Origin of the sequence: Leptolyngbya sp. FACHB-8, from assembly GCF_014695575.1 — a bacterium.
Taxonomy (GTDB): domain Bacteria; phylum Cyanobacteriota; class Cyanobacteriia; order Elainellales; family Elainellaceae; genus Vacuolonema.
In genome coordinates, this window is sequence record NZ_JACJOO010000047.1 from 44,884 (window position 1) to 58,569 (window position 13,686).

At 52.7% G+C, this 13,686-nt stretch carries 11 protein-coding genes; 4 read left to right on the top strand and 7 right to left on the bottom strand.

Annotated elements, in window-relative coordinates; all coding sequences use genetic code 11:
- Nucleotides 1-48 precede the first annotated feature (48 nt).
- Nucleotides 49-1,212 carry a pyridoxal phosphate-dependent aminotransferase gene (locus tag H6F91_RS09845; RefSeq protein WP_190770628.1) on the top strand — a complete coding sequence of 388 codons (1,164 nt, stop codon included), beginning with the start codon at nt 49-51 and terminating at the stop codon, nt 1,210-1,212.
- 118 nt (nt 1,213-1,330) lie between these two features.
- On the opposite strand, the gene H6F91_RS09850 is transcribed toward H6F91_RS09845, so the two are convergent.
- The 4 genes from H6F91_RS09850 to H6F91_RS09865 form a co-directional block, all read right to left on the bottom strand.
- The gene (locus tag H6F91_RS09850) at nt 1,331-2,425 is read right to left on the bottom strand and encodes a Photosystem Q(B) protein 1 (protein ID WP_190770627.1); all 1,095 of its coding nucleotides are present in this window, start codon (nt 2,423-2,425) and stop codon (nt 1,331-1,333) included.
- Nucleotides 2,426-3,196: 771 nt separating this feature from the next.
- Nucleotides 3,197-5,197 (bottom strand): penicillin-binding protein 2, encoded by a 2,001-nt coding sequence (locus H6F91_RS09855; RefSeq protein WP_199307728.1) that lies wholly within the window; start codon nt 5,195-5,197, stop codon nt 3,197-3,199.
- Nucleotides 5,198-5,215: 18 nt separating this feature from the next.
- Nucleotides 5,216-5,809, bottom strand: coding sequence for a hypothetical protein (locus tag H6F91_RS09860; protein WP_190770626.1), 594 nt, complete (start codon nt 5,807-5,809; stop codon nt 5,216-5,218).
- A 319-nt stretch (nt 5,810-6,128) separates the two neighbouring features.
- The gene (locus tag H6F91_RS09865; protein WP_190770625.1) at nt 6,129-6,992 is read right to left on the bottom strand and encodes an OmpA family protein; all 864 of its coding nucleotides are present in this window, start codon (nt 6,990-6,992) and stop codon (nt 6,129-6,131) included.
- 505 nt (nt 6,993-7,497) lie between these two features.
- Here H6F91_RS09865 and H6F91_RS09870 point away from each other — a divergent pair.
- Nucleotides 7,498-8,328, top strand: a complete 831-nt coding sequence (locus H6F91_RS09870) for a hypothetical protein (RefSeq protein WP_199307729.1) — start codon at nt 7,498-7,500, stop codon at nt 8,326-8,328.
- A gap of 85 nt (nt 8,329-8,413) precedes the next feature.
- Here the strand turns inward: H6F91_RS09870 and H6F91_RS09875 are convergent, their stop codons facing one another.
- The 3 genes from H6F91_RS09875 to H6F91_RS09885 all read right to left on the bottom strand — a co-directional run bounded on the left by H6F91_RS09875 (nt 8,414) and on the right by H6F91_RS09885 (nt 10,758).
- The gene (locus tag H6F91_RS09875; protein WP_190770623.1) at nt 8,414-9,670 is read right to left on the bottom strand and encodes a DUF4335 domain-containing protein; all 1,257 of its coding nucleotides are present in this window, start codon (nt 9,668-9,670) and stop codon (nt 8,414-8,416) included.
- Nucleotides 9,667-10,275: a DUF3038 domain-containing protein gene (locus H6F91_RS09880; RefSeq protein ID WP_190789310.1), complete on the bottom strand. Its 609-nt coding sequence runs from the start codon at nt 10,273-10,275 to the stop codon at nt 9,667-9,669. The genes H6F91_RS09875 and H6F91_RS09880 overlap by 4 nt, the downstream gene beginning before the upstream one ends.
- A 198-nt stretch (nt 10,276-10,473) precedes the next feature.
- Nucleotides 10,474-10,758 (bottom strand): DUF427 domain-containing protein, encoded by a 285-nt coding sequence (locus tag H6F91_RS09885; RefSeq protein ID WP_190770622.1) that lies wholly within the window; start codon nt 10,756-10,758, stop codon nt 10,474-10,476.
- Nucleotides 10,759-11,176: 418 nt separating this feature from the next.
- Between H6F91_RS09885 and H6F91_RS09890 the strand changes: the two genes are divergently transcribed.
- Both H6F91_RS09890 and H6F91_RS09895 read left to right on the top strand, forming a co-directional pair.
- Entirely contained in the window at nt 11,177-13,033 is a 1,857-nt protein-coding gene (locus tag H6F91_RS09890) for an AMP-binding protein (RefSeq protein ID WP_347280025.1), read from the top strand.
- A gap of 90 nt (nt 13,034-13,123) precedes the next feature.
- A complete protein-coding gene (locus H6F91_RS09895) occupies nt 13,124-13,573 on the top strand; it encodes a YlqD family protein (RefSeq protein ID WP_190770620.1) in 450 nt (149 codons plus the stop codon).
- The last annotated feature ends 113 nt before the right edge of the window (nt 13,574-13,686 follow it).

Below are 13,686 nucleotides of genomic sequence, written 5' to 3' on the forward strand. Positions count from 1 at the left end.
CAGGAATCGATACATAACAACACTGATGAAAGAGTTTTGGGGTTTGTCATGAAACTGGCGGAGCGGGTAGATCGGGTGTCACCGTCGATGACGTTGGTCATTGATGCTAAGGCAAAGGCAATGAAGGCCGAAGGTGTCAACGTCTGTAGCTTCAGCGCCGGGGAGCCCGATTTTGATACACCAGCCCACATCGTAGAGGCCGCGAAGGCAGCCCTCGATCAGGGCAAAACCCGTTACGGCCCCGCTGTTGGAGAACTGAAGCTGCGGGAAGCGATCGCCCAAAAGCTCCAGCGCGATAATCAACTTTGCTATGGCGTTGACAATATTCTGGTGACCAACGGTGGCAAACAATCTCTCTATAACCTGGCTCAGGTGTTTCTAGAGCCAGGCGACGAGGTGATCATTCCAGCTCCCTACTGGGTCAGTTATCCCGAAATGGTGAAGCTGGCCGGAGCTACCCCTGTCATTGTTTCCACCACTGTGGAACAAAACTTTAAAATAACACCGGAGCAATTGCGGCAGGCTATTACTCCCAAGACAAAGTTGTTTGTTTTCAACTCACCCTCAAATCCGACCGGGATGGTTTATACGCCCGAGGAGGTGAAGGCGATCGCCCAGGTGATTGTCGATGCGAACATCTATGTTGTCGCTGACGAAATCTACGAAAAAATTCTCTACGATGGAGCCACTCACCTCAGCATGGGTGCCGTTGGGCCAGAAATTTACGAACGTACCATTGTCAGCAGCGGTTTTGCTAAAACCTATGCCATGACGGGCTGGCGCATCGGTTTTCTGGCAGGGCCACAACCTCTGATTAAAGCGGCTACGAAGCTCCAAAGTCATTCCACATCGAATGTGTGTACGTTTGCTCAGTATGGGGCGATCGCTGCTTACGACGGTCCTCAGGACTGTGTTCAGACCATGTTGACAGCCTTTGCAAAGCGTCGTGAAGTCATGCATGAACGGCTCAATGCAATGCCCGGTCTGACCTGCTTAAAACCAGATGGCGCATTCTATATGCTGCCCAGCATTCGAGACACCGGAATGACCTCTCTCGACTTCTGCAACGCTCTTTTAGATGAATATCAGGTCGCTGCGGTACCGGGGATTGCGTTTGGGGCAGACGATTGCATTCGTTTATCCTATGCAACCAGCATGGAGATGATCGAAGAGGGGATGGATAGGCTATCCAAGTTTTTGCATAAGCTCTAACTTTAACGAGAGGGGGAGCTTGGCTCCCCCTCTCGTTTGTTGTCCTCACACCACCGGGACATGTGTAGCTCGTGTTGTCCTCACACCACCGGGACATCTGTAGACAATTTGTTGTCCGTTAGCTCTGAACCACTGGAGCACTCAGGCTTACTGGAGTTGCGTCACCTCCTGCCAAAATGTTGGGGAAGTGGTGCGTGTTGGGTGCATGCATGGCCTGAATTCCTAGCATGGCTCGATTGACAAGATCCGCATCGGTAGGAATCACTTTACCTTGACTATCGAGAATGGATTGATTGAAGTTAAAGCCGTTTAAATTGAAGGCCATAACACCAACCCCAGCAGCAGCAACCCAAACGCCAACTGTTGGGAGAGCAGCCATCAGAAAGTGAACGACACGGCTATTTCGGAAGGCGGTAGCAGGGATCAACAAGCGGCCCAGGTACCCTGCGTGCCCTGCCAACAAATTGTAAGTGGTTTCCTGTTGTCCAAACCGGTAGCCCATGTTGGCGGATTCCAGGTCAGAGGTTGTGCGAATCAGGCTGGCAGATACGAGAGAACCATGCACAGAGCTGAGCATAGCTCCGCCTAATACCCCAGTAACGCCGAGCATGTGCAGCGGGTGCATCAGGATGTTGTGATCGGCCTGGAAAGCAAACATGAAGTTGAAGGTGCCCGAAATGCCCAGGGGCAATCCTTCCGAGAAACTGCCCTGACCTATGGGATAGATCAGCAGCACGCTAGTGGCGGCCAGGACGGGAGCGGAGAAGGCGATCGCTACCCAAGGCCGCATCCCCAGGCGGTAACTCAACTCCCACTGTCGTCCCAGGTAAGCAAAAATTCCAATTAGGAAGTGCAGCACAATCAGTTGATAAGGCCCACCGTTATAGAGCCACTCAGGAATTGATCCCGCTGCCCAGAGAGGGTAAAAGTGCAGTCCTATAGCGGCTGAGGTGGGGATTACGGCGGCAGTCAGAATATTATTGCCCCCTAGCAGCGAACCAATGATAGGTTCCCGAATTCCATCCAGATCGACGGGAGGAGCCGCAACGAAGGCAATGCTGAAGGCGATCGCTGCCGCTGCCAGGGTGGGAATCATCAGTACTCCAAACCAACCAACGTAGAGGCGATTGTTGGTGCTAGTAATCCATTCACAAAAATGATCCCAGGTCCTGAATACATCTAATTCAGGCCGATGTTGAATAGTGGTACTCATGATGACGTTTCCTCTGCGAGAGGTCACTTCACCCAGATCTATTCCATTCCATTTAAATTGATAGAAACGCAGAGAATGAGAGCATGTCTGAGCCCCAGAAACGGTAGATTTTTCGTGCAATGTGCCTACGAAAAATGTTCCATCAATGCCCTTTTAGGTGAATGAGGTAGGATGCAAAATTTGAGCGATCGCAAACAAAAGGCTTTGAAGTGTAATGCTTTGTTCGCAAATTAAGAATCGGAATTGGAGCGAACTGAAGTGAAGCCAATAATCTTAACTTTCCTAATTTTAGACCGATTGCCTCGTCTAGTTTGTAGAGAAACACTAAGTTTTATGGCACTTGTTTTATCCAAAGAATCACAAACAAAATAACCTGTAATTCTTTTTGGGGAAGGGGTGGTTGCGCCACCCCTTCCCCAAAAAGAATTACAGGTTAATAAATACGCGATCCAAGGTGGGCGCAGTTTTGCTTCCTTTGCAGGAAGTTCATCACCATATCTTTTTAACAGGAAAAAGTGTAGAACATTCGACGCATCCTCATACTGAATTAACGTCAGTTCGGGATAAGCCGAACCGCCCATTATTGCGTGCGCGACGCGCACGCAATAATGGGCTTTTTCGAGTGCCGCGCGAAGCGCGGCACTCGAAAAAGCCCTTAACCAGAACTGAGGTTGAATTACTATAAGAACCCGTTTGAAAAGGTTGATTATTCGTGTCTAAAGGGCACAGAAAACCAACCTTCTCAAACCAGTTTAGAAATCCGAGTTCAAGTTACCAGCCCTGGTCGTCTGTGTCCTGCGTCAACCCATCATCAGCTGCATCGGTTGGTTGCGAATCAAGCGTATCATCTGAGGTCTGAGTGTCATCCCAGCTATCGGTAGCTGCTTCAGCAGCGGGGGAAGCCTTCAGTTCTGCTGGGCGACTAGGAGGAACACCCAGTGTGGTAATCATTGTTTCAATGACCGTCTTTGCCAGAGGGGCTGCTACAGTCCCACCATAGGCGTTGTCTCCCTGAGGCTCGTCAACAACGACCAGGATGCTATAACGGGGAGCATCGGATGGAAAGAGGCTGACAAAACTGGTAATTCGTGCCGAGGAATCATATCCACCAGAGGCACTGGCTTTTTGGGCTGTACCTGTTTTTCCCGCAAGCCGATAGCCGGGGATTTGTGCGGCTTTTCCAGTGCCATCGTCTACCACGGCTTCCATCATCTTCAACACGGCCTGAGCCGTTGCTGTGGAGAAAACTCGGCGGGGAGCCGGCAGCTTGGGTTGCCATTGAAGTTTGTTGTTGGCGTCGTAGAGCCCGGTGACAACGTGAGGTGTCACTAACATGCCGCCATTGGCAATGCTGCTTTGAAGTTGAACCATTTGCAGCGGTGTCAGCGAAATTCCCTGACCAAAAGCAGTGGTTGCAGGTTCAATAGGGTCTGATAAAAATGTTTCCTTGTCCTTCAGGGTACTGGCGGTTTCAAAGGGTAGGTCGGTGCCTGTCACATCACCCAGGCCGATCTTCTCAAGCCAACCATAGTAGTCATTTGGCTTGAGCTGTTGCATCACCCGTACCATACCTACGTTGCTGGAGTTTTGGATGATTTGAGTGATAGTTTGCGGGCCTCGTGCCCCAGCGTAGGAGTAGTCGTTGTTCTGAATAGGCCATTCTCCAACGATAATTTGGCCTTCATCCACAAAGCTATCACTGGGCTTAACGGCCTTCGATTCTAGAGCGATCGCCACATTCACGGTCTTGAATGTAGAACCTGGCTCATACAGGTCGCTAACGGCCCAGTTGCGATAGCGATCTGCTGGGGACTTGTAGAATTGGTTGGGATCAAAAGTAGGTTCGGTGACCAACGAGATCAGGGAACCATCGCGCACATCCATCACCAGGACAGCTCCCCGCTTGGCACCATAGCTTTTGATGGTGTTTTGAAGGGCAATGCGGACCAGCCGTTGCAGCCGGCTATCAACCGTCAGGTGCAGACTCAATTCATCAGAGTGGGTCAGGTCTCCGGGGTCTGAACCGGGGAGGATTTCCCCCATGGCTGTACGCCGTAGCTCATACTTGCGGGGCTTGAGCTGAAGCTGCTCGTCAAAGCTATATTCAATGCCTGCCTGTCCCTTCTGCTCGCCATTGACAAAGCCAACAATTTCTCCAAACAAATTTTGCTGAGGGTAAAGCCGTTGTTGTTCTTCAATCAGCTCTAATCCATCCATCCGTAAGTCGCGGATCCGGTCAGCCATATCCTCGGGTAAGGCATATCCAGCTTCCAGCCCACTTTCCCCACTCTGAAAGAGTTGTACCAGGTCGCTCATTGGCTTGTTGATGATAGGAGACAGAGCCTGGGCAATGGCTTCCTTCGACTCCTTAAACAGCTTGGGGTGAGCATACAGTGTGTAAACCGGGCGATCCACCGCCAGAATATTGCCCAGGCGATCAACGATGGGTCGACGGGGCGGTGGTGAATTGAGCATGATGCTCTGCTGCGATTCAGCTTGCGCCTGTAAGCTCTCCGCATCAAATACCTGCAAACGTACCAGATTTGCAGCAAGCCCTACCATACTGACAAGCAGGATGGCCCATACGATAAGCAGCCGCGCCCTGGGATGATCCAGAGCTGAGGAGCGCGATGGCTTCACTGGCCGAGCACTACTCCCCATTCCCCTGGGTAAGCGTTCAGGGCGAACAGGGCGGGAGCGAAAGGATTGAACGCTGGGGCGGTGGGCACCCCGTGGAGCCGAGGTGGGCTTACGAGAGCCAGGGCGAATCATGAGTGGCTTAGGGCGAGGTTAGTAGGCAAAAGGACGAGCAGGTTCAACCTCGGGAGCGGGTGCAGACGCTGCTGTAGGAGCGATCGCCTCACTAGAAACGGGCGGCGGAGCATCCAAAAACACAGTCGTGTTTAAGTCAGAGGTGATCAGCCCACTATTGGGGTTGAGAGCCTGCTGGGCCAAATCATTTTTTAACACTTCATCGGCCGCCATAAGTTGACGTTCCTGCCGTTGTAGAGCTTCCAGCCGATGGTACTGCTGGCTCCAGAGCTGCTGGGTATAAACCGTCCAGCCATAGAATACGGCGGTCACTGCAATGACCAGAAAGGTCAGAGGTGTGGCAACCTGTTGCGCAAGCATTAACGTCCGCAGCCCCGCTGGCATGGACCGTGAAACGGGCAGAGACTGTACCGTGGGGGCACTATTCTGCCGCCGTCCGGGCGGAGCCAACCGTAAGTCTGCTGCTGAGGGACGTACAGCTAGGCTTGAGGGTTGTGTAGACCTGGGAGCCAGGGGCATTGGGCGGGAGGAGTTAATGGCCTGAAGTGAGCCATCCTGGCGTGACCGGGGCGATCGCGGATACGGTACCAGGGGCTTAGGAACAGCAGTCATAACCTCACTCCTTCAATAAATCCTTCAAATAAGCCGTATTTAGACAGACTCAAGAGCCCATTGATGCCGTCTTTTTTCCGCCTTGGAAAAGATTCCAAAGAGAGGACGGAATCAACAGAATCTAAAGCCGAGGAAGACTAAAGTTGCCCTCATCATAGTCCGTCTCTAGAAGTTTACTGATCTTTTCAAAGCTGGCAAGCAAATTTTTCAGAGAAATCAAAGGAGCGATAAAACCGAATGGGTTTAATAGTTTGCTCCTTGACACCATAGCCTGCTTTTTTTAATTTCCCGGTTCTCCCAATCACTTGATTGAACTGGGCTATCGAGGAACAATACGAATTTCAATTCGCCGATTTCGGGATGGATCCGGAGAATTGCCTGCGCCTGTTAATGGTTTAGTGTTGCCATAACCAACGGTCAGCCATGTGTAGCCAGCACCTAAGCGGCTTTGTAGATACCCTGTCACCGTACTAGCTTGCGCAAAGGATTGCTCCCGTTGCGCTTCAGCACTACCGCTCGCATCACTATGGGCTGCTACCCGCATGACCGCATTGGGATAAGCCTGTAAATCCTGAGCGATGCTGTCTAGAATGCCACGGGCAGCCGGTCGTAGCATCTGTCCGTTGGGCTCGAACAACGCATCGCTGGGTAGAGTGACCAGCAGAGTCCGCTCGCCCGCCGCAACGGGGCTCGTCTCTACGGGAGCCGCTGTTGGATCAATGCTCTGCTGTAAGCGTCGCAACCGGGCATCCAATGGCGCGGCGGTGGGCACGATCCCCAATTCGGTTTCCAGAGCGGTGGCGCGATCGCTCAAGGTTTGCAAATTTCCCTGAATCTGGTTAACTTCGGCTTGAGCCGTCTGGCGGGCTGAGGGAGCCAGGGTTAGTGGTGTTGGTGCTAACGATGGTTCTGCCGCAGGTTGGGTTGAGGGCTGAAATGGCATAACCCCCGTTTGCCGACGCGCATTCAAGTCTTCGACTTGCTGGAGCAGGCGCTCCGTGAGAGGCGGTTCGGCTACTGTGCCGGGGGCTAGTTGGGCGATCGCTATCCCAATCAGCCAAGCCAACCCACCACTGACCCCCAGTAACAGTAGACGAAATATAAGAGTTAAAACTCCTAAGGCCCGATTCTTGCGTCTGGAAGAAGGCTGAGTTGAGGGAGGAATTGCTTGGGTCTGAGACATGACAACAGTGCAAAGCGCAAGGGTGCAACAAGACAATGCAAGCAGCTAAAACAGGACATGCAGTGCTGCTATACGTCTACTCCGAATGGATTGCCTATGTCAAAACAAGACACCGAGGGTTGATTGTAGCACCGGGAAATAGTGAGGAAATCCATCTTCTGGCTTATGGGAAAACGGTAAATCAACGCTTTAATGGTGCTCAAATACCAGTTTGGATAACCGCTTCCATATTCCCACATCCTGTCCGGATTGGTGGCAAAGGGCGTCGTTAAGACTGGTAACGGTTTTTTCAGGGAAACCCCAGATCAATCGTCAATTAGACTACATTAGAGCAAATTCGATGGGGATCGTTGCGGTTTTCTCCGAGGCTTTTGAACCTGATTTGTATCGGTTTGAAGGCATACTCCGCTGCGACACCTAGGCATCGGGTAATGCACTCCTTTGTTTCCTGTTCTTGGCTATTTCGTGAGTTTCAATCTGGAGTTGAGGGATCACGTGTTTGTACGTGATTCGTTCATGCCCCTATTTCTCTTCCTCTCCGTCGGGCATCGACAATCGCCTGACACAATATCACTCCAATATCTGTGTTGAACGCCTGCATGTTGCTGTTGTGTTCAGCACAACTCCACTTCCCTCACGCCCTCACACTGCCATGCAACCGTCTATTCAACTCGATCCGCTGAACAGCCCTTTCCCAATTCCTTGGAATTGGGTGCTGGCCACGTTGTCTGACACCCGCAATTCTGTTTCTCGGATGCGCTATTTTCGCACCCAGTCGTTGCTATCGCCGGATGGGCGTTTTGCCGCCTACAGCCGGATTCAACTGGTGGTCGAATCTGACTTTACCCGGAGTCGGGTGAGTAGCGCAATGTTTGTTGAAGACTTGCAGACGGGAGACTTAAAGACGATCCCCATTACAGCCCCTTTTGCCGATAACCCCTTCATGCATGAAGCCGATCAGGAAACTTCTGGCACGATCGCTATCGTGATCCCCGTGGCCTGGTCTCCTGATGGCGATCGCATCCTGGCCCGTGAATTTGAATCGATGTTTGGCACCGGGTTAGCATCAGACTTCGCTGTAATCTGGGATCACCACACCAACCGCACTCACACCCTTGCTCCCAGTGGCATTGCCTATAGCAACGCTATCCTGTTGGGCTGGAGCCGCACTCATCCCAATCGGGCTCTCTTCCGAGCGGGAATGATGGGCGATCCCCAATGGGAACAATGGGCCGTTGATCCCAGCGGTACTACCGATCCCGCCCCAGAGGATCAACCCATTACGTTTGGGCAATACGTCAATCATGTGTGGGCAGGGCCCCAGGCTTATCGATAAGGGTTCTTAAAATGATGGAGTGTTGACAAAGCCAATATTCCATAACTAAAGAGTGGGGGTGGCAAAACCACCCCCACTCTGAGTTTTATTGAGCAGGCCGCCCATGCCATGGGCTGACCTGGACCGCCCCGCCGGGAGTAAAGACCACCCGAAAATCGGCAGACGGCTCAGGGGCATCGTTGCCCGTTGAGTTGTACTGCAAATCTCGGAGGGGAGTTTTGTCCATGTGTTGTACAGCCGCATCATTCACATAACGGAAGCCAAGAATGTCGCCGTTTTCAGCGGTACGAACACGGTAGACTAGCTCTTCAGGGAAATCTGAACCCTGAGTCCAGGCTTCATCCAAGCGATTGCGCAACTGATCCTGTAACTGGTCAACAACCTCGGGATCCGTAATTTCGTTATCCCGGGTCAACGCCTGGTTGAGGTTGCCAGCCGCAGCCGAGCGCCTTGGAGAAGGTGTTGCTGAGGCTTCCGTTGTTGGGCTTGTTCTGGGCCTAGGTGACGTTTCTGCCTCAGGCGATGAGCTCGCCTCCGGGCTGGAGGTCACCTCCGGACTGGGAGTTTCTTCAGGGCTGGAAGTTTCTTCAAGACTGGAAGTTTCTTCAGGGCTAGCAGTCGCCTCAGGGCTTGGAGAGGGGCTGGTTGCAGGAGAAGCACCGGGGAGAACTGCGGCTGTATTGGATACTGCAGCCGGCGATTCCTGCGCAGTGGGTTCCTGCTCCACGCGCCGCTCGGGAATGGGGAGGAAGAAGAGAGCGATCGCTGCTGCTGCCAGGCTGGTTAACCCCACTGCAATCGGTACAACACGCTTACCCACAGGCTCATGGGTAACGGCATACTGACGGGAAATGGGGGCTAGAGGAACGGTCAGGTCAGGAACCGTTTGCTGATCCGCCAACATTTGATCGAGCGCTTCTACCAGATCAAAAAGTTGTACCGTTTTCAGGTCTAGCTGAATGGTTCCAGGAGCGCCGATCGCAACTTGTCCATTACCTGCGGATGCATCCTCTTTTGACTGCACAGTTAGACGATGCACGTCTGGATTAACACGTTCTAGCCGTACCACTTCCCGATCCGCCCGATGGCTACCGGACGCCCCAGGGCTGTGAGGGTGCGGTACGCCGCTGAGAAACTCTTGGGCGTAGTTGCTTACAACGAGCACCAGGGAGTCGAGTAGCGATCGCCCCCCGGTAAGGGGCGGCTCTAGACCCAGCAGATTACACTCGACATGGGTAACGACGGAGAGAGGCGGACGGGGAGAGGTTTCAGTGCCGTCTGGGGCAAATCCTTCGACGACTAACTTACAGTTGGGCAGATTGTATTCACGCTGAATGGTCATGCCACCTCTCCATCAAACAGGCTAATCCACAGCCGCTGAGTACCTGAAATACCCGTGCAAAACAGCAGTTGACTCAGCAGAGAAAGGGCCAGACTGTTAAGTTTTTCATCCGTGTTGTAGGCCATGACCGCTGCCCGCTTGGGGTTCATCCGGGAGCGGAAATGGGCACGGAAACGTTCTAAATATTCGGATAAACGGAAGGAAGATTCTAGCGGAATGTTGCGTTCGTTCAGTTGCTCATAAGCTAGCAGTAACTGCCGGATCAGCACCGTGAGCCGCCGTGCCTGAGAGCTGATCATCATCACCAGAGCTTTTCCCTCTGTCTGGCTCAGCTCGCGATGTTGGCTACCGTAGCGACGTAAGGGGTTGGTGCAACGCAAACGCCAGAGTTTAACCCGGTTTTCGATCACAGGTTTGAGGTTGAGTTCTTGGGTCAAGCTGAGGAGTGCTTCAGACCCGTTCAAATCCAGGGCTTCGATCGCCAGCAATAGCAAGTCGAGCTGGACACGGGCACGATGGGGGCAGTTATCGCCCAGGCCGTCAATGTTGGGCAGGGCATCCAGCAGGGAACCGTGGGGTGGGGTGGGAGGGCTATCGACTTGCATTAATGGTTTCGCAATGGACACACAGAATCAGCAGAATTTTAGCGCTTAACACAGTGACTGGAACGAGCCACCCCTCAACCAGGCGCAGATCGGGGGCAATGCTAAGTCTAACGACGCAGCATCCTGTCTAGGGTGCCCACTTTAATCCTCAAAGGGATCAATGACAGATTGTGGGCATCGCGCATGATGGAACACAACTTAGACTTCGACCTGAACTCCACGCCAGAAGGCGATATGCCCCGTAATTTGCTTCGCTGCATCTTTGGGGGTGGGGTAGTACCAGGCGGCGTCTTTGTTGACTTTTCCATCCACTACCACGTTGTAGTAGCTGGCGAACCCTTTCCAGGGACAGGTTGTGTGGGTGTCACTGGGCTGAAAATATTCGGAGTGAAGAGCATCGGGGGGAAAGTATTGATTCCCTTCGACGACGACACAGCGATCGCTTTCGGCCAAAACAGCGCCATTCCAGGTAGCTCGTGGCATATATCTTCTCCAATGGGGGAATGGTGAGATCCGTATAAATCGTCGGAGGGTCAAGTTGATCCATCCGGAACGATGCCAGGTAAAAACTCTGTCTACACCGTCTGCCATTTTAGCGTCCGGATGCCTACGCTCATGAAAAAGTATTGGAATTCCTTAGGGCACATCAAAATCTGATGGGAGTTTTGGGTGTTCTCAGGGCACATAAAACTCACGCCAGGGCTGGCATCAACTTTCATGGCATTTTGCTAATTCTTGCTATCGAAGCTCCTAATGTTATGAAATGGGGAAGCCAATCGCGGTCAGTGCCATAGTGAAATAAAGCACCCTCAACTGCACGTAAATTACGTCAACCTGGAGTCCTTCCATGAGCAATGCAGCCACCCTAAATCCGGTTAACACCGAGACGAACCAGCGCCCCATGGCTTTTGATTCGCTGCAAGCGGTTCCTGAACTGTGGGCGATCGCCGCTCAGCGTTTTGGCTCAGTGGTGGCGCTTCACGACCCCCACGCCAATCCTCCCGTCGAAATCACCTACAGCGCGCTGTATCAGCAGACTCAGCAATTTGCAGCCGGTTTACAGTCCCTTGGCTTGCAATCCGGGGATCGTGTGGCTCTCTTTGCCGATAATCAACCCCGATGGTTGCTGGTAGATCAGGGCATTATGACAGCTGGCATGATTGATGTGGTGCGGGGTGCTCAGGCTGATCCGGCAGAATTGCGCTACATACTCAGCCACAGCGAAAGCATTGCTCTGGTTGTGCAGGACATTGACACCTTAAAGAAGCTGCTAGCACAACCAGAGCCGCTTCCGGTCAAGCAAATTATTATCCTGTCTGATGAAACGCCCATTGAAGTTCCAGGCATCGATGTGATGACCTTCTCCGCTGTGATGGAGCGAGGCCAGGGCCACCCTCTCAAGCCAACTACCGCCAAACGTACAGATTTAGCCACACTGATGTATACCTCCGGAACCTCCGGACAGCCTAAAGGGGTCATGCTGAGTCATGGCAACCTGCTGTCTCAGGTATCCGGCGCAGGGACGGTGGTGGATTTGCAGCCGGGCGATCGCGTCCTCAGTATCCTGCCTATCTGGCACTGCTACGAGCGCAGCTTTGAGTACTTTATTTTTGGCCACGGCTGCACGCAGATTTACACCAACATTCGCTACGTCAAAAAAGACCTCAAAACTTATCGTCCTAACTACATGGTGGCGGTGCCCCGGCTGTGGGAATCCATCTACGAAGGAATTCAGAAGCAGTTTCGGGAACAGCCTGAGAAAAAACAGAAATTGGTGCAGTTCTTCCTGGGGCAGAGCGATCGCTACATCAAAGCGCGCCGTACTTTCCTGGGGCTAAACCTGGAGAACCTGAATCCGTCGCCTCTGGACAAAGCGGTAGCACTGGCAACGATGGTGACACTGGCCCCCGTGCATGGTTTGGGCGATCGCCTCGTCTACCGCAAGGTACGCGAGGGCGTTGGCGGCAATATCCACTTTGTCGTCAGCGGTGGCGGCTCTATTGCCGAGCACCTGGAAGACTTTTTTGAAATTGTGGGGATCGAAATTCTCAGTGGTTATGGTCTGACGGAAACTTCCCCCATTACCCATGTGCGCCGTCCCATGCGTAACCTGCGAGGGGCCGACGGCCAGCCTCTGCCCTACACAGAAACGCGAATTGTCGATCCTGAAACTCGTCGGGATTTACCCGTTGGGCAGCAGGGTTTGATCTTGCTGCGGGGGCGTCAGGTGATGATGGGCTACTACCGTAACCCGGAGGCTACAAAGAAGGCGATCGATCCCGATGGCTGGTTCGACACAGGAGATTTGGGTTGGGTGACGCCCCAGGGCGACTTGACCATTACCGGACGGGCCAAAGACACCATTGTGTTGACCAACGGCGAAAACATTGAGCCGCTACCCATCGAAAACGCTTGCTTGCGTAGCCCCTATATCGATCAAATCATGCTACTGGGTCAGGATCAGAAGGTGCTGGGAGCCCTGATTGTGCCGAATATGGAAGCCCTGGAAGCCTGGGCAAAAACCGAAAACGTCTCGCTGGATCTGCAGAGCAAAGCGGTGCAGGATTTAATTCGCAAGGAGCTGAATCGGGAGGTAATGAACCGCCCCGGCTATCGTCCTGACGACCGAATTGGCCCCTTCGTGTTGTTGGAAGAACCCTTCACCATTGAGAACGGTCTCCTGACCCAAACCCTAAAAGTACGGCGCGATGTCGTGAGGGATCGCTATCGCAGTATGATTGACGGTATGTTTGCCTGAGCTTGAAGCCTTTTATTTAATAGGACTTCAGTGCAGGCGACCCGTTTTTCTGTATAGTCTTTTTGGTCACTCTGCGCTGAAACTCTTCTCATGGATCTTTCAAAGCCTCATCTCCTGCTTAAACGTCCGGTTAACATCAAAGTCATTGTGACTCCCCGCTGGAAGGAGGAGGTTCAACAGCAACTCCAGGCCCAAATTAATCAGATTGACGGCCAACTGCAGCAGATTGAAATGCAGGGCCAGCGCATGGTTGCCGAAGTTCAAAAGCAGGCGGCTAACCCGAGCGATGCTGCGATCGCTCAGCAAGTTGGCAACCTCCAGGCCCAGGTCAACCAGCGTAAGAGCGAGTTGTTAGAGCGCAAGAACCAGACCCTTCAACAGCTTCAGCAAGTGCAATTGCTGGAGATGGACAAGGAAGTGACTCAGGGCACGATTGAAGGGTTTTTCCGGATTGAGCAGGGGGATAACCTGGTGCGGAAGATGCAGGTCGAAGTCCTGCTGCGCGATGGCATCGTAGAAGAGATTCGCGGCGAAATTTAGAACTTATTTGAGAATTTGAGAGACCATTCCCCACACGCAATGTGTGTGAAAAATCGTCCATGTCTAAGAGCTTGCCCTTGTGCAGACGCTCTTGATGTTCCCTCAACACGATA